Raw genomic sequence first — 16802 nt, forward strand, 5'->3', positions numbered from 1 at the left:
CCGCATGGACACGCACCTCGCCACCGCTCCCCTGCCCTGGATCGACGGCCCCGCCGTGCGCGCCGCCCTGAGCCCGCGCGCCGCCGTCGACGCGCTGGAGGCGGCCCTCGCCGCCGGCCTGGACCCGGAGGCCGACGCCCCCCGCACCCGCGTGGCCACCGCCGCCGGGCAGCTGCTGCAGATGCCCTCGACGCGCGGGGACGAGGTCGGCACCAAGCTGCTCACCCTCACGCCGGACAATCCGGAGCGCGGTCTGCCCGTCATCCAGGGCGTCTACGTGCTGTTCGGCGCCCCGGGCACCCCCGGCCAGGCACCGCGGGCCGTGCTGGACGGCGTCGAGCTCACGGGCCTGCGCACCTCCGCGGTGTCCGCGCTCGGGGTGCGGCTGCTCGCAGACGCCTCGCCCCGGCACCTGGTCGTGTTCGGCACGGGCGTGCAGGCGTGGGAGCACGCGCTCACCTTCCAGGACGTGTTCGGGCTGGAGCGGGTGTCCGTGGTCGGCCGCGACGCCGACCGGGCCGCCGCCCTGGCCGCGCGCATCGAAGCGGAGCTGGGCGTGACCGCGCGCGCCGCCGGCCCGGAGGCCGTGGCGGAGGCGGACGTCGTGGTGACGTGCACGGCCGCGCCGGCCCCGCTGTTCGACGGGACGCTCGTGCCGGAGCACGCGACGGTCGTGGCCATGGGCTCGCACACCACGGACGCCCGCGAGACCGACGACGCCCTGGCCCGCCGCGCGACCGTGGCGGTGGAGTCGCGGGACTCGGCCGCCCGCGAGGCCGGGGACGTGACCCTCGCGGTGGCCTCCGGGGCCCTGGCCGGGATCGAGGACACGGTGACGCTGGCCGAGCTCGTGGCCGGGACCGCGCGTCGTCGGGAGGGAGCGCCCGCCCTGTTCGTCACCACCGGCATGCCCTGGCAGGACCTGGTGGTGGCGAGCGCGGTGGCGCGGGAGGTGCTGGGCTGAACCGGGGCGGCCTGCGGCGCCCGCCGGCGCGGCGGTGACCTCGGCCGTCACACCCAGCCGCGGCGCGCAGCCTGCACGCCCAGCTGGAACCGGCCTTCCGCGCCCACCCGTCGGGCAAGATCGGCCAGGCGTCGTTGCACGGTGCGGTGTGAGAGCCCGATGGCGCGGGCCATCGCCTCATCCGTCATCCCGGAGCTGAGCATCGCCACGAGCCGCCGTTCCACCTCGGTCAGGACGTCGCCCCCGAGGCCGTCAGCCCCGTCGTCTCCGCCCCGGGCGACGTCGGCGATCGGCAGGGCCAGCTCCCACTGGAGTTCGAACAGCCGCACGAACGCGTCGACGAGCAGGGATCCACGCACCACGAGGGCCTCCCCCTGGCCGGCCGCACCGGCCAGGCCGACGAGCGCGGCGTCGTCGTCGGCGATCAACAGCTTGAACGGCAGCCGCGGCAGGATCCGGCCGGTCTCTCCGGGCGTCGAGCCGAGGTGCTCCCACCGCTCCGGCGGCTCGGCCTGCAGGGACCGCCCCTCGTAGACCACGCGCCACGGCACACCGCGCGTCCAGGAGCGGGATTGCGCGTCGTCCGGCAGGGAGCCGGCATGGAAGTAGGGGCCGCGGTCGAAGCCACGGACGAGCCGGCGCGCCCGCCGCGCGATCTGCACGGCCGCGCCGACGATCTCCGGCCCTCCGACCACCACCTCCACGGCGTCGCGGGCGGCCCCGGGACGACGGTGGAACTCCGCCCGCAGCGTCTCCGCGGTCTCCCGCAGGGCGTCCGCACGGGACTGTGCCCGGTGCGCCTCCGCCAGCAGGGGCCGGTGCGGGGGCAGTGCGGCGAGGGCCCCGTCGACGCCGCGGCGCACCAGGCCGAGCGCCTCCAGGCGGTCGACCGCGGCGGGGTCGAGGTCGGCGGCCAGAGTCTCGGGCCGGGCCAGGAGGGCGCGGAAGACGTCGATGTCGGCCGGGTCCAGCCCGGCGTGGCCCGCCATGTCCATGCGGCCCCTCCCTTCCTGCCGGGCGAGCGGCCTCGGGCGCGGCCCGACGCGCGGACCTCCCCCGGGTGGCGGGATCACGCCATGGCGTGTTCACGCTAGCGCACACCGCCCTGTGACGGCTCTCACAGTGGTGGGATGGCTCGAACGGCCCGCGGGCGGGCCTGCGCGGGTCCGAGGAAGCACCCCGTCCCCACCCGCGGGCCGGACCCACTCACCGAAGGGCTTTCCATGACTCACTCGCACTCCCGCCGCCGGCAGGCGCTCGGGATCACCTCTGCGCTCGCCCTGGTCCTGGCGGGCGCGGGCTCGGCCTCCGCCACGACCGACCCGGCCGGCTCCGCCGCCGACGACGCCGTCGCCGCGGCCCCCGCGCCGACGCCGGATCCAGCGCAGCCGCGCACCGCCCCCGAGACGTTCGACGACGGCGGCTACATCGTCCTGCTCGCCGAGCAGCCCGTGGCCTCCTATGACGGCGGCACCCCCGGGTTCGCCCCCACCAAGCCCGGCAAGGGCAAGGGCCGGGACAACGGGTTCCAGCCGAAGAGCGCGAACGCCAAGGCGTACTCCGCCCACCTGAAGAAGAACCAGGACGCGACCCTGCGACGCGCCGGCGCCGGTCCCGACACCCCGCACACCCGCTACACCACGGCCCTCAACGGCTTCGCGGGCACCTTCACGGCGGAGGAGGCCGCCGCCCTCGCGGCGGACCCGGCGGTGCTGGCCGTCGTCCCGGACGAGATCCGTCCGCTCGACACCGTCTCCTCCCCCGACGTCCTCGGGCTCACCGGCAAGAAGGGCCTCTGGGCCCAGGTGGTGGGCAAGAAGACGCCCGCACAGGACGCCGGTCGCGGTGTCGTCGTGGGGATCGTGGACTCGGGGATCCGCCCGGAGGCGCCGTCCTTCCAGGACCAGGGGCACCCGGCCGTCCCTGCCGACTGGGCCGGCGGATGCGAGACCGGTGATGAGGACGCGTTCCCCACCGACTCCTGCAACGACAAGCTGATCGGCGCGAAGTACTTCGTCAACGGCTTCGGCACGGGGCGCCTGGCGCCGGTCGAGACCCTGTCCCCGCTGGACGCGGGCGGTCACGGCACCCACACCGCGTCCACCGCCGCGGGCAACTCCGGGGTGAGCGCCGTCATCGACGGTGTCGAACGCGGCCAGATCTCGGGCATGGCCCCCGGCGCCCACGTGGCCGCCTACAAGGCATGCTGGGAGGGCGTGCCCTCCGGCGGCTGCGCCACGTCAGACACGGTCGCGGCGATCAACGCCGCCGTCGCCGACGGCGTGGACGTGCTCAACTACTCCATCTCCGGCACCACGACCAACGTGGTGGACCCGGTGGAGGTCGCGTTCATGCACGCCGCGAGCGCCGGCGTGTTCGTGGCCGCGTCCTCCGGCAACTCCGGGCCCACGGTCTCGACGACGGCGCACCCGTCCCCGTGGATCACGACGGTGGCCGCCTCCACCCACGCGGTCTACGAGCAGACCCTCGTCACCGGGGACGGCCAGCGTTTCATCGGCTCGTCCATCACCGCCCCGCTCGAGGCAGAGACCCCGATGGTCTACGCCGGCGACGTCGCCGCGGCCGGTGCCACCTCTGCCTCGGCGGCCCTCTGCCTGCCCGGCACCCTCGACCCGGCGGCCACCGCGGGCAAGCTCGTGGTCTGCGACCGCGGCGAGAACGCCCGCGCCGAGAAGTCCCAGGTCGTGGCCGACGCCGGAGGCGTCGGCATGGCCCTCGTGAACGGGACCGACTCCGGGCTCAACGCGGATCTGCATGCGATCCCCGCCGTTCACCTCTCCCACACGGAGCGGGACCGGCTGCTCGCCTACGTGAAGACGGACCGCCCGACCGGCCGCATCCTGGCCGCGAACGAGGGCACCGCGGCCCGCGTGCCCGAGGTCGCCGGGTTCTCCTCGCGCGGGCCGTCGCTGGCGGCGAAGTCCGGCCTGCTCAAGCCGGACGTCTCGGCCCCGGGCGTGGACGTCCTCGCGGCCTACTCGCCGGACAACGGCGGCGAGCGGTTCGCCTACTCCTCCGGCACCTCCATGTCCTCCCCGCACATCGCGGGCCTGGGGGCACTCCTGAAGCAGGCGCGCCCGGATCTGAGCCCGATGGGCGTCAAGTCCGCCCTGATGACGACGGCACGCGACCACGCCTCGGCCACCTCGCCCTTCGCGGGCGGCGCCGGGTTCGTCGACCCGCTGAAGGCACTGGACCCGGGCCTGGTCTTCGACTCGGACCAGCAGGACTGGTACGACTACCTCGCAGGCCAGGGCATCGCGTGGTCGAACACGGGTGAGCCGGTCTCGGAGCACCCCATCCCGGCCGCCGAGCTGAACGTCCCCTCCCTGGCGATCAGTGAGCTGTACGGCTCGCAGACCGTCACCCGCACCCTGAAGAACGTGGGCGGCAACAACGGCACCTGGACCGCCCACGTGGAGGGACTCCAGGGCCTCGACGTCACCGTGTCCCCGAACGTCATCCGGCCGACGCGCGGCAGCGAGCAGGACGTGGCGATCACCGTCACCGCCGCGGGTGCGCCCGCGGGCCAGTGGGCCACCGGCCACGTGGTGTGGTCCGGCCCCGCCGGCAAGCAGGTGCGGATCCCCGTGGTGGTGCGCCCCGGCATCGCCGACGCACCGGCCGCGATCACCGTGGCCCGCGACGCGGACACGCTGGAGCTGCCCGTGGTCTCCGGCATCGACGGCACGCTGTCCACCCGCGTGAACGGGCTCGTGCGTGGTGACCAGTACACCGGCACCACCGTGCGCCGCGCCGTGTTCGACGCCTCGGACGCGGCTCTCACCGCCCACGACTTCGCGTACCCGCGGGGCTACCCCAAGGTCCGCATCGAGGCGGAGGCCGCGGACCCGGATGTGGACCTGGACATCTACGTGACCAGCTCGTGGTCCAGCTACCCGGTCGCACGGTCGATCACACGCGGCACCGGAATGGAGGTGCTGGAGCAGTCGATCATCAGCTCGGCCCCGCAGCACAGGATCCACGTGGTGGCCAAGCCCGGCGCGGACCTGCAGGACTCCGACGCGCCGATCGACTACACCCTGCGCGTGTTCTTCCCGAAGGACGGAGACGCGGGGAACCTCGTGTTCGACCCGGCGTCCGCGGACGTGAAGCCCGGGGCGGAGCACGTCTTCCAGGGCACCCTGGACACGGACGGCACGAGCGTGTACCTGGGCACCGTGGACATCCTCAACGGCGGCACGGTCGTCGACTCCACGAAGATCCGCGTGGAGTGACCTGTCCCGGCGACGGCTGCCGGGCCTGAGGACGGGGCGGTCTCCCAGCGGAGGCCGCCCCGTCGTCGTCCGCGCGCCTGCTCCGCCCGACGCCTGCGCACTACCCTGGGTCCCATGTCTGAGACCCCCGCCGCCCCGACGCCGCAGCCCGCCTCCGGTGCCCCCGCGCATCCCTCGCAGTTCGGCTTCGAGGTGACGCACCGGCTGGAGACCGGCGGCGCGGACGGCGCCCCGCTCGGGCGCACCGGCGTGATCACCACGCCGCACGGACGGATCCAGACGCCGGCGTTCATCCCCGTCGCGACGCAGGCCTCGGTGAAGGCCGTGCTGCCCGAGTCCATGGCGGAGCTCGGCGCGCAGGCGCTGCTGGCCAACGCGTATCACCTGTACCTGCAGCCCGGTGACGACCTCCTGGACGAGGCCGGCGGCCTCGGCGCGTTCATGAACTGGCCCGGGCCGACCTTCACGGACTCGGGCGGCTTCCAGGTGATGAGCCTCGGCTCGGGCTTCAAGAAGGTCATCGACATGAAGGGCCCCGGCGCGCCCGAGGGACAGGGCGCCGACGACGCCGTCGCCCCCGGAAAGGAGCGCCTGGCCAACGTCGACGACGACGGCGTCTGGTTCAAGTCCCACCTCACCGGGGACCGGCACCGGTTCACCCCCGAGGTGTCCGTGGGCATCCAGCACAACCTCGGCGCGGACATCATGTTCGCCTTCGACGAGCTGACCACCCTGCACAACTCCCGCGGCTACCAGGAGGAGGCGCTCGAGCGCACCCGTCGCTGGGCCCAGCGCTGCCTCGACGAGCACGCCCGCCTCACCGGGGTCCGCGCGGCGCGGCCGTACCAGGCGCTGTTCGGCGTGATCCAGGGGGCCCAGTACGAGGACCTGCGCCGCAAGGCCTGCCGCGACCTCGCGGCGATGCGGGCCGACTTCCCGGCCGCCGGGGAGCTCGACGGCGTGGCGTCCGGCTTCGACGGCTACGGCGTCGGCGGGGCCCTGGAGAAGGAGAACCTCGGGACCATCGTGGGCTGGTGCGCGCAGGAGCTGCCCGAGGACAAGCCGCGCCACCTGCTGGGCATCTCCGAGCCCGACGACCTGTTCACCGCCGTCGAGAACGGCGCCGACACCTTCGACTGCGTCTCACCCACCCGGGTGGCCCGCACCGGCGCGTTCTACACCCGCGACGGGCGCTACAACCTGCCCGGGGCGAAGTACCGCCGCGACTTCGGCCCGCTGGACCCCGAGTGCGACTGCTACACGTGCGCCCACTACTCCCGCGCGTACCTGCGGCACCTGTTCAAGGCGAAGGAGATGGTGGCGCACACGCTCCTCTCCATCCACAACGAGCGGTTCACGGTCTCGCTCGTGGACCGGATCCGCGCGGCCATGCAGGACGGCACGCTCGCGGAGCTCAAGGCCGAGACCCTCGGCCGGTACTACGCCCCGAAGGGCTGAGGGGTGCTGGGTGCGCCGGCACGAGCCGACACGCTGCGTCGACGCGAGCCAGACGTTTCTGCTGTTCTGAGGGGGCTGTCACGACAGATTCGTCTGGCTCAGCGCCGCTCGGACGCGAGGGGGACGTGAGCCAGACGATTCGGCCGCTCCTGCACAGGGCCGCCGGCCCGGCTCGCCCTCCACGGCCCACGCCGTCGCGGCACCGGGCCCGCCCGTGGAAGGGCACGCTGGCGGCATGGTCGCACCTCCTCCGCACGACGACGACGCCCTCGGCCCCGTCTTCCCGGTCGCCGCGGGGCTGCAGGCCGGTCTGACGGCCTCGCAGCTGCGCGGCCCCCGGTTCGACGCCCCGCACCACGGGCTGCGGCACACCTCCGGGGGTCAGCCCTCGCTGGCCGACGTCGTCCGCGCCCTCCAGCGGACGAACCCCGGCACCGCGGCCACCCACGCCACCGCCGCTCGCCTCTGGGGGATGTGGCTGCCGCGGCAGTGGGAGCGCGGCCCCATCCATCTGGCGCGCACGCGGGCCGAGGGCGGGGCGCCGCGCCGCAGCGGCGTCGTCGGGCATGAGCTGCACCCGCAGGACCCCGTGCTGGTGCGTGCCGGGGTGCGGATCACGACGCCGGCCGCCACCTGGGCGGCGCTGGCGCAGCTGGGTCTGCCGTTGGGCGACGTCGTCGCCGCCGGGGACAGCCTGCTGCAACGCGCTGACGGCCCCGCGGGCCGGCGTCACCCCGGCGAGCACCCACGGTGCATCGTGCGTGATCTGGAGGCGGAGGTGCTCCGGGTGCGCGGCAGGCGAGGGACGCGGACCCTGCGAGCGGCCCTGCCGCTGCTCAGGGACGGCGCGGATTCGAGGGCCGAGACGCTCCTGCGCCTGGCGCTGACCCACGCGGGTGTGCCGGAGCCGGAGGTGAATCCGCTGCTGCTGCTGAGCGACGGGTCCACCGTCCGGCCGGACCTGGTGTGGCGGGAGGCCCGCGTCTGCGTGCAGTACGAGGGCGATCATCACCGGACGGACCCGCAGCAATGGCGCCGTGACATCGAGCGCGACCGCCGGATGCAGGCCGAGGGGTGGATCGTGCTGCGCGTGACCGCCAGCGTCGTCACTCGGCGCGGCCTCGACGCCCTGCTGCGCGACCTCGCCGCCCACCTGCGGCTCCCTCTGCCTGCGTGAGCCAGACGAATCGGTCGCCGAGCCAGACGAATCGGCGAGCGGGGGGCGTGCGTACCAGCAGAAATCTCTGGCTCACGCCGCCGCCCCGCTCGCGTCATCTCACACGAACGCGCCGACCCCCGTGATCTCGCGGCCGATGATCAGCCCCTGCACGGTCTCGGTGCCCTCGTAGGTGTGGATCGCCTCGATGTCCGCGAAGTGGCGGGCCACCTCGTTCTGGATGAGGATGCCGTTGCCACCGAGCAGGTCGCGCGCGTTCGCGGCGATGGACCGCGCCGCGCGCGTCGCCGAGTACTTGGCCATGGACGCCATCGGCCCGGTGAGCCGTCCCTCATCCTCGAGCCGGGTCGCACGCAGCACGAGCAGCTGGACCTGGGTGAGCTGGGAGAGCATCTCGGCCAGGCGGGTCTGCACGTTCTGCGCCGCCGCCAGCGGTCGGCCGAACTGGACGCGCTGCCCCGCGTACTGCACCGCCGCCTCGTAGCAGCCCACGGCCTTCCCGAGGGCGGACCACGCGACGCCCACGCGCGTGGCGAAGAGGACGCGGGAGGTGTCCTTGAAGGAGCGGGCCTCGGGCAGGACGTCGGCGTCGGGCACGAACACGCCGTCGAGGGTGATGTGGGCCTGGTCGATGGCCCGCAGCGCGACCTTGCCCTTGATGACCTCGGCCGTGTAGCCCTCGGACTCCTGGCGCACGATGAACCCGCGGACCTTCTCGTCCTCGGCGCTGCGCGCCCACACCACGGTCACGCCGCCGGCGGCCCCGTTGCCGATCCACTTCTTGTGCCCGTGCAGCCGCCAGCCGCCGTCGACGCGCTCGGCGCGGGTCTCCAGCGAGACCGAGTCAGAGCCGTGGGTCGGCTCCGTGAGGGCGAAGGCGCCGTAGAGCTCGCCGCGCGCCATGGCCGGCAGGTGCTCGGCGCGCTGCTCCTCGCTGCCGCACAGCTGGATCGAGCGCATGGCCAGACCGCCCTGCACTCCCGTCATCGTGGCGATCGAGCCGTCCAGGCGCGAGAGCTCCATCATGGCCAGGCCCGCGGCCACGCGGGAGACGTCGGGCAGCCCGTCCACGGGGACGCCGTCGCGCAGCAGGTCGGCCTGCCCCAGGCGGGCCACGAGGTCCAGCGGGTACTCGTGACGGTCCCACGCCTCCCGGATCCGGGGCAGCACGTCCGGCTCGAGCGCGAAGGCGCGGGCCCGACGCCACACGTCCTTCTCGGCGTCGGAGACGTCCGCGAGCGCCAGGTAGAAGTCGGTGTCCAGCGGCGTGGCGACGTCGTACTCGGGCTCGACGGTGGGCAGGGTCTCGGTCATGGTGGCCTCCCGGGCGGGGTCGGAGAGATGGGTGTGTCCGTCATCACCGTACACCGGCTGACACGCCATCTCACAGATTCAGACGCAGTCTCACCCTCGGGCCGCGCCCGTGGCACCATGACCCGCATGACGACGCCCGCCGAGGACACCCTCACCGCCCTGATCCACCTGCTGGACCGCGAGGGCTACGACGCCGTCACGGCCGACCAGCTCGCCCGCCAGGCCGGCATGAGCCGGGCCAGCTTCTTCCGCCACCTCGGAGGGAAGGAGGAGGTGGTCTTCGCCGACCATGCGGCGCTGCTCGCCCGCCTGGACGACTTCCTGCGCGGCACCTCCCTCGGCGTGCAGGAGGCCCTCGAGGAGGCGGTCCTCCAGGTCTTCCGGCACCACACCGCCGATCCGGACCGGGCCCGGGCGCGCGCCCGCCTGCTGCGCGGCTCCCAGGCGCTGCGCACGCGCGAGCTGCTCACCTCGCACCGCTACACGGAGCTGTTCTCCGACTGGCTCGCCACGGCCCTGCCCGACACGCCCGCGCGCGGCGGGGTCGCCGTCGGGCTGGCGGCGGCCGTGGTGGCCGTCCACAACCGCGCCCTGCGGGCGTGGCTCCACGCCCCGGCCGACGACGCCGAGGCCGGCCTGCGCGCGGACCTCGCGGAGGTCATCGCGCGGCTCACGGCCGAGCCGGCCGAGGCCGAACGGACGCTCGCCGCCGTGCGCCGACTCCTGGGCTGACGCCGGGCTCTCAGCGGCCGGCGACCTGCGCGTTCTCCGCCCCGAACGCGGGCGGGTAGCGGAACTCGCCGGCCGGCACCTCGGCCCCGTCCTGGAGCGTGAGGACCTGCAGCGCCTCGGGCTGCCGGGCGAAGGCCGCGTGCACGCCGTGCTCGGAGGCCTGGTGGAAGCCGAACTTCGCGTAGTACTCGGGCCAGCCGTAGACCACCACGACCTCCTCGCCGTCGGCCTGCGCCTTCTGCAGCAGGGCGTTGACGAGCGCGGTGCCGGCGCCCTCGCCCTGATGCTCGGGCAGGACGCCGTGCGGAGCGAGGGCGAGCACCTCGGCGTCGTCGATGTGGGCCCGGACCAGGGTGCCGTAGCCCATCGGGTCCGACTGCAGGTCCGTGCCGGGGATCGCGGCGGTCATGGCCACGAGGGAGTACTGGGGCAGCCAGCCCTCCGCGCCGCCGGCGAGCTCCTCGACGAGGTCCGCCTCGGCCGTGGACTCGAAGGCGAGCTCGGCGATCTGGCGGACGGCGCGCCGGTCCGCCGGATCGTCGTGATCGGCCTCGCGGGTGGACCAGCGGTGGCCGAGATCCTGGCCCGCCGGGACGTGGGCGACACGGTAGCCGGGGGTCTGGGTGCTGCTCTGCTCGGCGCTCATGCGCTCACCGTAGCCGGGGTGTGACCCCGGATACAGGGACGGCGCCCTGCGTCACGCTCGTGACGCGGGCGCCGTCGCCTCCTCCGGCCGGGGGCGGGCTCAGTCGATCTGCAGCTCGCCCATCGGGCCGAAGCCCTCTGCACCGACCTGCTCGGAGATGATCTGGGGCGTGCTCGCCAGCAGCGGGCGCATCGCGTCCAGGCCCTCCTGGAAGTGCGGGGACGCGACGTGGGCCTGCGCACCCTCGTCCGTGAACCCCTCGAGCAGGAAGTACTCGTTGGGGCCACCCTCCACCGGGCGGTACCACTCGAAGAACAGGTTGCCGGGCTCGGAACGCACGTCCGCGGTGTACTTCGCGACGGCGTCCATCCACTCGTCGGCACGCTCGGGCTGGACGGTGAACTTCAGGTTGATGAGGATCATGCCGTCCATTCTGGCCCACCCGCGGCGGCCCCGGCACGGCCTCGCGTCCGCCGGGCGCGGAACCGCCGGGCCAGTAGCCACAGGCCCACGACGACGGCGACCACCAGCACGGCGACCAGCACCGGCAGGAACAGCGCGGCCGCGACGAGGCCGGCCGCCGAGACGTCCTCGGCCGCCGAGAGCACGGGCGCGGCGGCCCCCACCGTGACCGTGTTGGCGCCCACGCGGGTGCCGGCCTTGGCCAGGTGTACCGCGAGCGCGATGCCCGCGCCGATGATCACCGGCACCCAGCCGGACCCGGCGAAGAGGGCGCCGGGGTCGTGGACCGCCGTCGTCTCGGTGCCGACGCCGGAGGCGAACACGATGCCGCCGGCCGCGGGGCGCACGACCGTCTGGACGGCGTCGTTGACCGCGTCCACCCCGGGGATCTTGTCCGCGACGAGCTCGAGCGCGAGCAGGACGCCGAGGATCCAGAGGGAGGCGTCGGCGGAGAGCCACGTCCAGCCCGCGGGCAGGTCGACGAGCCCCGTGAACCGGTCCAGCAGACCCAGGGCGAGCAGGGGGATGTAGGCGTTGAGCCCGGCCGAGGTGGCCAGGCCCGTGCCGGTGAGGAACTCGAGCACGTCCGTCCCCTTCCGTCGCGGGTCGCTCGGGGCGCCCGGGCGGACGCTCCGGGTCCGAGGACCCTCGCTCCCCAGTGAACACCGCCGGCCGTCGGGCGCTTCCCGTCCGGGGCCGGACCTACCATGGGCGCATGCCCCAGACCGCTCACTCCCCCCAGCACTCCGCCTCCGCCCCCGCGCTCGCCCTGACCATCGCCGGGTCCGAGGCCACCGGCGGCGCCGGCGCCCAGGCCGACCTCAAGACGTTCCAGGAACTGGGCGTCTTCGGCATCGTGGCGCTGACCTGCATCGTCTCCTTCGACCCGGAGGACGACTGGAACCACCGCTTCTTCCCCGTGCCCACCGAGATCCTCCAGCAGCAGCTCGACGCCATCCAGGGCGACTACCCGGAGCTGCTGCGCACCGTGAAGCTGGGCATGCAGGGCTCCCCGGAGGTCATCCGCACCTCGGCCGCGGCCCTGCGCCGCACCGAGTGGGACCACGTGGTCCTGGACCCCGTGCTCATCTGCAAGGGCCAGGAGCCGGGTCACGCCCTGGACACGGACCAGGCGCTCAAGGCCGAGCTGCTGCCGCTGGCCACGTTCACCACCCCGAACCACTTCGAGACGGAACAGCTCTCCGGCATGACCGTGCGCTCGGTCGAGGACCTGACGGCGGCCGCTCGGCGCATCCACGAGATCTCCGGCGCGGCCGTCCTGGCCAAGGGCGGGATGCACCTGCCCGGCCCGGACGCCGTGGACGTGTTCGTGGACGGGGACACCGTGGAGGTGCTCTCCGCCCCGAAGATCGGCCAGTCCGGCGTCTCCGGTGCGGGCTGCTCGCTCGCCGCCGCCGTCACCGCCGAGCTGGCCAAGGGCGCCACCGCGCTCGAGGCCGCGCGCCGTGCCAAGGAGTTCGTGCGGGCCGGCATCGCGCAGGCGGTGGAGGGCCGCACGCCGTTCGCCGCCCTGTGGCAGGGCGGCCTGCGTTCCGCGTGAGCGCGCGCGGGGGCCGCTGACTCGTCCTGAGCCGGGCGGTGCGCCACACTGGGGGCATGAAGCTCCCCTCCCCCGCCCGCCCCGCCTCCGGCGAGGTCCACTACTCGGCGTCGTACTTTCCCCTCGAGGGCGCAGAGTCAGTCTTCCCCGCGTTGCGCCAGCGCGCCCTCGCCCCGGGCGGCCGGCTCTACGGGCTGGCGGCGGCGGCCGTGGTCGGCGGGCTCACCCTGCTGGATCCGCACGCCCGCCGGGGGCGCGAGCGTCGTGCCCTCGCAGAGCTCGAGGCCGCCGTCAGCGGCACGTTCCTCGCGGCCGAGACCGCCAGCGCCCTCCACACCGCCGCGATCGCCGACGGTGAGGTGGTCCCCTCCCCCGCCGCGCGCGCCCTGCGCGGGCTCGGCGGACTGGCCGTCGGCGGCGCGGTCGCGGCGGTCGCGCTGCGCACCACCGGCCTGAACGACCGGATCGACGGCGCCGTGGTGCGCGGGCTCCAGCGGGCCGGCGTCCCCGCCCCGCGCGTCGCGCTGGCCGCAGCGGCCTCCCTGGCGATGCTGCTGGCCAACGAGGACGCCCGCCGGACCCGCCGCGACGCCGTCGAGCTCGCCGTGACCGGACCCGCCGGCCTGGACGAGGACACGGTCGACGAGGTCGAGCCGGAGGCCACCGCCGAGCTGCCGGTCGAGGTGCGCGTCCTGCTCGAGACCCTGCTCGACCCGACGCTGGCCGAGGGCCGGGACCTGCCCGGGGCTGAGGCGCTGCGCTCCCAGCTGCCGCACGCGCGCACCGTCACCTCGGTGGCCGAGGCCATCCGTGAAGCCGGCGAGGTCCCGGACTGGGTGCCGCTCGTCGTCGAGACCGACGACGACGTCCGGCGCGCGGTGCCGAACGACTGCGTCTGGCCCGTCCGCGGCCGCTTCGCCTCCGGCTCCGCCGGAGGGCACGAACTCGAGCTGCGCCTGCAGGTGATCGACGGGGAGATCGGCGCCCTGACGGTGACCCTGCCCGCGGACGCCGAGGCGGACAGCGACGCCTGGGACGCGTTCCAGGAGATCGAGTCCTTCCCCGGCGTCGAGGACCTGACCTTCCACGTGGACGGCGACCGGCGCGCCTGACCCGGGGCTCTCCCGGGGCCCGTCCAGCCCGGCCCACTACAGTGGGGACCCGCCCGACGTCGTCGATCCCCTCCCGGAGAGTTCCCGCCATGACCACCCCCGCCCCGGTCGCGTCCGCCGCCCGTGCCCGCCGCCGCGCGGCCCGTTCCGGCCCCCGCCCGCAGCTGCGCATGGGACTGAACGGATTCCTCGTGGCCTGGCTGCTGCCCAACCTGGTGATGGCCGCCGTGGTGGCGATCCTGGCCGTGGTCCCGGGCCTGCAGGCCTTCGGCAGCCTGACACCGCTGCTGACGGTGGTCGGAGTCGCCGGGCTGGTGGTGGGGCTGCCGCTGTGCCTGCTCGTGAACTGGGCGTTCCGGCACGTGCTCAACCAGTGGGTCCACGTGCTGGCGTACGCGCTGATCGGCATGCTCTACGGCCTGGTGGTGCTCACCCAGGGCGCGGCGGGCATCCTGCCGATGCTCATCCCGGTGATCGGCTTCCCGGCCGCCGTGCTCATGGCCCTGGGCCGGACGGCGGCCCGTCCCCTCGTCCGCACGGTCACCCCGGAGCCCTCGCCCGCCGAGCCGGCCTGAGCACTCCCGACAACGAGAAAGGACGATGGCCGGATGGCCATCGTCCTTCTCGGAACCGCGTCCGGGGCCCGCATCCCCTCAGGCATGTATCCCGGCTCGTGATTCGCACTGTGCACCGTCTCAATGGGGCATGACCCACTCTAGGAGGGACGACGGCGCCCCCGACAGTGGCGGAAGGTGCAGACTTTCGGGCCCTGATGTGAGGCAGCTCACATGAGGGTGGTCCGCGGCTGCGACGGCGCCGGCCCCGGTCAGACGGACCGGGGGAGCACCGCGCGCACCCGCCACCCCCAGCCCCCCGGCCCGGCCTCGACCGTGCCGCCGAAGGTGGCCACGCGATCCCGCATGGAGTTCAGGCCCACACCGGAGGAGTTCCACCGCGGCGGGCCGGACTGCTCGGTGACGGTGTTCTCCACCTCGAGCACCACGTCCGACCCCGCGTCGCGGAGTTCGATGCGCACGCGCGCGCCCTCGCCGGCGTGCTTGGCGACGTTCGTGGTGGCCTCCTGGAGCACCCGGTGCAGGGTGGAGCGCACGGAGATCGGCATCGCCCTCTGGTCGCAGCGGACGTCCGTCTCCACCGTCATTCCGAGACTGCGCAGCTCCTCGGCCAGGCGCGCCACGGAGAGCACCGGATCTGCGGACGTCGCCCCGTCCGCACCCCCCGCGGCGCCCGGCTCACCGCTCGGGTCCACGATCCCGTCCTCCTGGAGGATGGAGAGCATGCGCCGCAGGTCCCGGAGCGCGTCCTTCGCGGAGTCGCCCACCACGTCCAGCACGCCCTGAGCCGCCCCCGGGGTGCCGAGGTAGCGTGCCGTCCGGGCCTGCATCGAGATGATCGTGAGGTTGTGCGCGACCACGTCGTGCAGGTCGCGGGCCAGGGAGCGACGCTCGGCCTCGGCGGCCAGCCGGGCCCGCTCCTCCGCCTCGAACACCCGGCGGCGATCCCGCTCCCGCCGGGCCAGGCTCTCGCGGATGAAGAGCCCGCCGCCGAGGCCCATGGACATGAGCAGCAGGATGAACCACGTCGCGTTCGACTGACCCACCGCGAACGGCTGGCCGACGCACCAGGCCAGCGCCAGGACGGCGGCCGTGACGACGAACCCCCAGGAACGGGCGGTCGCCGCGACGGCCCCGAGGACCACGGGCGCGACGACGGCGAACAGCACCTCGGAACCGCCGGCGACGGTCGCGACGGCCCCGGGCAGGAGCAGGGCGAAGCCCACCGTGCTGCGCCACCACTGGGCGAGGAAGGCGCCGGTCGCCGACGCGATGGCGATCCCGTCCAGGACCGGGATGACGCCGAGGCCCGGGCCGATCAGGCCGAGGTCGGACGCGGTCGAGGCGAGCAGGAACGCCGACCCGAAGGCGAGATAGACGCGGCTCAGCGGCGCCGCGGCCCAGAACGCGCGCCACCGCAGGCTGCGCGCCTGGCGCCACGCCGAGGAGCGGCGCGCTCGGGAGGGCGCGCCGCTCCGGACGGAGGGAGTCGACGGGGTCGAATCAGGCATCAGGGGCGGACCGACCCGGGGTCAGTCGCACCAGATGCCGAAGTGGCGGCAGGTCCACTCCTTGGTGCCCTTGGTGAGGCCCTGGGTCGTGACGACGTCGTCCTCGGCCGGGGCGGCCGAGGCGGCGGCGGCCGGAGCCCCGACGAGGGTGGAGGCGAGGAGGAGAGCGGAAGCGAGGAGAGCGCGAGTCTTCATGGCCCCAGTATGTATGACGCCCGTCACAAGTGGTGCACGCCGCGCACAGGCCGCGCTGCGGCATGGCGCAGATGACGGCCAGCGGACACCCCCGCCTTGCCCCGGCGCCCGCGAGGAGGCATGCGCCACAGCACCGGTTACGCTGACGTGCGTGTCCGAAGAGCTGCGCATCCTCATCGCCGACGACCAGCCGCTCATGAGCGGCGCGCTCCGCGTGCTCGTCGCCTCCGCCCCCGGCATGACCTGCGTGGGCGTGGTCGCCAACGGCGCCGAGGCCGTGGAGGCGTGCGCCGCCGTCGAGCCGGACGTGGTCCTGATGGACATGCAGATGCCCCTGATGGACGGGGTGGAGGCCACGCGCCGGATCAAGGAGGCCCACCCCGAGATCCGGGTCCTGGCGATCACCACGTTCACGTCCGAGGACTACCTCGTGCCGGCTCTGCGCGCCGGAGCGGGCGGCTACCTCCTCAAGGACGCGGAGCCGCCGGCCATCCTGGGCGCCATTCAGGCCGTCCATCGCGGCGAGTCCGTGCTCTCCCCCGCCGTGGCGACCAAGCTGCTCGCCTCGATCGAGCGGGACCGGCCGACGGTGGGCCCCACCCCGGTGCAGCCCGGCAGCCCCGACGGCTCCGACCTCACCGAGCGGGAGCTGGGCGTGCTGCGGCTGCTGGCCCGGGGCCAGTCGAACCCGGAGATCGCCGCGAACCTCTTCGTCTCCGAGTCCACGATCAAGGCCAACCTCACGCGGATCATGGCCAAGCTGGAGGTCCGCGACCGCGTCCAGCTGATCATCCGCGCGGCCCAGCTCGGGCTCGTCACACTCGCCCTGGACTGAG

16 protein-coding genes are annotated in these 16802 nt (G+C 74.3%); 9 read left to right on the top strand and 7 right to left on the bottom strand.

The genetic code is table 11. The features are described from left to right. Positions 1 to 4 precede the first annotated feature (4 nt). Positions 5 to 964, top strand: coding sequence for an ornithine cyclodeaminase family protein (locus tag ACUXPL_RS10945; RefSeq protein ID WP_454183819.1), 960 nt, complete (start codon positions 5 to 7; stop codon positions 962 to 964). 47 nt (positions 965 to 1011) lie between these two features. Here the strand turns inward: ACUXPL_RS10945 and ACUXPL_RS10950 are convergent, their stop codons facing one another. Next, on the bottom strand, positions 1012 to 1959 hold the full coding sequence (locus ACUXPL_RS10950; protein WP_454183821.1) for a LuxR family transcriptional regulator: 948 nt from the start codon (positions 1957 to 1959) through the stop codon (positions 1012 to 1014). A gap of 228 nt (positions 1960 to 2187) precedes the next feature. On the opposite strand from ACUXPL_RS10950, the gene ACUXPL_RS10955 reads away from it, so the two are divergent. The 3 genes from ACUXPL_RS10955 (at position 2188) to ACUXPL_RS10965 (ending at position 7858) form a co-directional block, all read left to right on the top strand. After that, on the top strand, positions 2188 to 5223 hold the full coding sequence (locus ACUXPL_RS10955; RefSeq protein ID WP_454183823.1) for a S8 family serine peptidase: 3036 nt from the start codon (positions 2188 to 2190) through the stop codon (positions 5221 to 5223). 114 nt (positions 5224 to 5337) lie between these two features. Then, positions 5338 to 6681 carry a tRNA guanosine(34) transglycosylase Tgt gene (gene tgt, locus ACUXPL_RS10960; RefSeq protein WP_454183825.1) on the top strand — a complete coding sequence of 448 codons (1344 nt, stop codon included), beginning with the start codon at positions 5338 to 5340 and terminating at the stop codon, positions 6679 to 6681. A 235-nt stretch (positions 6682 to 6916) separates the two neighbouring features. Continuing rightward, positions 6917 to 7858, top strand: a complete 942-nt coding sequence (locus ACUXPL_RS10965; protein WP_454183827.1) for an endonuclease domain-containing protein — start codon at positions 6917 to 6919, stop codon at positions 7856 to 7858. Positions 7859 to 7957: 99 nt separating this feature from the next. Here ACUXPL_RS10965 and ACUXPL_RS10970 read toward each other — a convergent pair whose 3' ends face one another. Continuing rightward, the gene (locus tag ACUXPL_RS10970; RefSeq protein ID WP_454183829.1) at positions 7958 to 9172 is read right to left on the bottom strand and encodes an acyl-CoA dehydrogenase family protein; all 1215 of its coding nucleotides are present in this window, start codon (positions 9170 to 9172) and stop codon (positions 7958 to 7960) included. A gap of 126 nt (positions 9173 to 9298) precedes the next feature. Here ACUXPL_RS10970 and ACUXPL_RS10975 point away from each other — a divergent pair, with 126 nt between their 5' ends. After that, positions 9299 to 9904: a TetR/AcrR family transcriptional regulator gene (locus ACUXPL_RS10975; protein ID WP_454183831.1), complete on the top strand. Its 606-nt coding sequence runs from the start codon at positions 9299 to 9301 to the stop codon at positions 9902 to 9904. Between the two features lie 10 nt (positions 9905 to 9914). Here the strand turns inward: ACUXPL_RS10975 and ACUXPL_RS10980 are convergent, their stop codons facing one another. From ACUXPL_RS10980 to ACUXPL_RS10990, 3 genes are all read right to left on the bottom strand, one after another. Then, positions 9915 to 10550, bottom strand: coding sequence for a GNAT family N-acetyltransferase (locus tag ACUXPL_RS10980; RefSeq protein ID WP_454183833.1), 636 nt, complete (start codon positions 10548 to 10550; stop codon positions 9915 to 9917). 99 nt (positions 10551 to 10649) lie between these two features. Then, positions 10650 to 10973, bottom strand: a complete 324-nt coding sequence (locus tag ACUXPL_RS10985) for a putative quinol monooxygenase (RefSeq protein WP_010079505.1) — start codon at positions 10971 to 10973, stop codon at positions 10650 to 10652. Next, positions 10970 to 11596, bottom strand: a complete 627-nt coding sequence (locus tag ACUXPL_RS10990) for a DUF4126 domain-containing protein (RefSeq protein WP_454183835.1) — start codon at positions 11594 to 11596, stop codon at positions 10970 to 10972. Before ACUXPL_RS10990 ends, ACUXPL_RS10985 begins: the two co-directional genes overlap by 4 nt. Positions 11597 to 11727: 131 nt before the next feature. Here ACUXPL_RS10990 and ACUXPL_RS10995 point away from each other — a divergent pair, with 131 nt between their 5' ends. From ACUXPL_RS10995 to ACUXPL_RS11005, 3 genes are all read left to right on the top strand, one after another. Next, a complete protein-coding gene (locus ACUXPL_RS10995) occupies positions 11728 to 12573 on the top strand; it encodes a hydroxymethylpyrimidine/phosphomethylpyrimidine kinase (RefSeq protein ID WP_180536832.1) in 846 nt (281 codons plus the stop codon). 56 nt (positions 12574 to 12629) lie between these two features. Further along, on the top strand, positions 12630 to 13685 hold the full coding sequence (locus ACUXPL_RS11000) for a hypothetical protein (RefSeq protein WP_454183837.1): 1056 nt from the start codon (positions 12630 to 12632) through the stop codon (positions 13683 to 13685). A gap of 89 nt (positions 13686 to 13774) precedes the next feature. After that, the gene (locus ACUXPL_RS11005) at positions 13775 to 14260 is read left to right on the top strand and encodes a hypothetical protein (protein ID WP_020624818.1); all 486 of its coding nucleotides are present in this window, start codon (positions 13775 to 13777) and stop codon (positions 14258 to 14260) included. 251 nt (positions 14261 to 14511) lie between these two features. On the opposite strand, the gene ACUXPL_RS11010 is transcribed toward ACUXPL_RS11005, so the two are convergent. Both ACUXPL_RS11010 and ACUXPL_RS11015 read right to left on the bottom strand, forming a co-directional pair. Beyond that, positions 14512 to 15771 (bottom strand): sensor histidine kinase, encoded by a 1260-nt coding sequence (locus ACUXPL_RS11010; RefSeq protein WP_454183839.1) that lies wholly within the window; start codon positions 15769 to 15771, stop codon positions 14512 to 14514. Positions 15772 to 15792: 21 nt separating this feature from the next. Next, on the bottom strand, positions 15793 to 15966 hold the full coding sequence (locus ACUXPL_RS11015) for a hypothetical protein (RefSeq protein ID WP_406892197.1): 174 nt from the start codon (positions 15964 to 15966) through the stop codon (positions 15793 to 15795). 151 nt (positions 15967 to 16117) lie between these two features. Here ACUXPL_RS11015 and ACUXPL_RS11020 point away from each other — a divergent pair, with 151 nt between their 5' ends. Continuing rightward, positions 16118 to 16801: a response regulator gene (locus ACUXPL_RS11020; RefSeq protein ID WP_036383951.1), complete on the top strand. Its 684-nt coding sequence runs from the start codon at positions 16118 to 16120 to the stop codon at positions 16799 to 16801. Position 16802: the final 1 nt, after the last annotated feature.

The sequence above is a fragment of the Micrococcus sp. 140720015-1 genome, assembly GCF_053627595.1.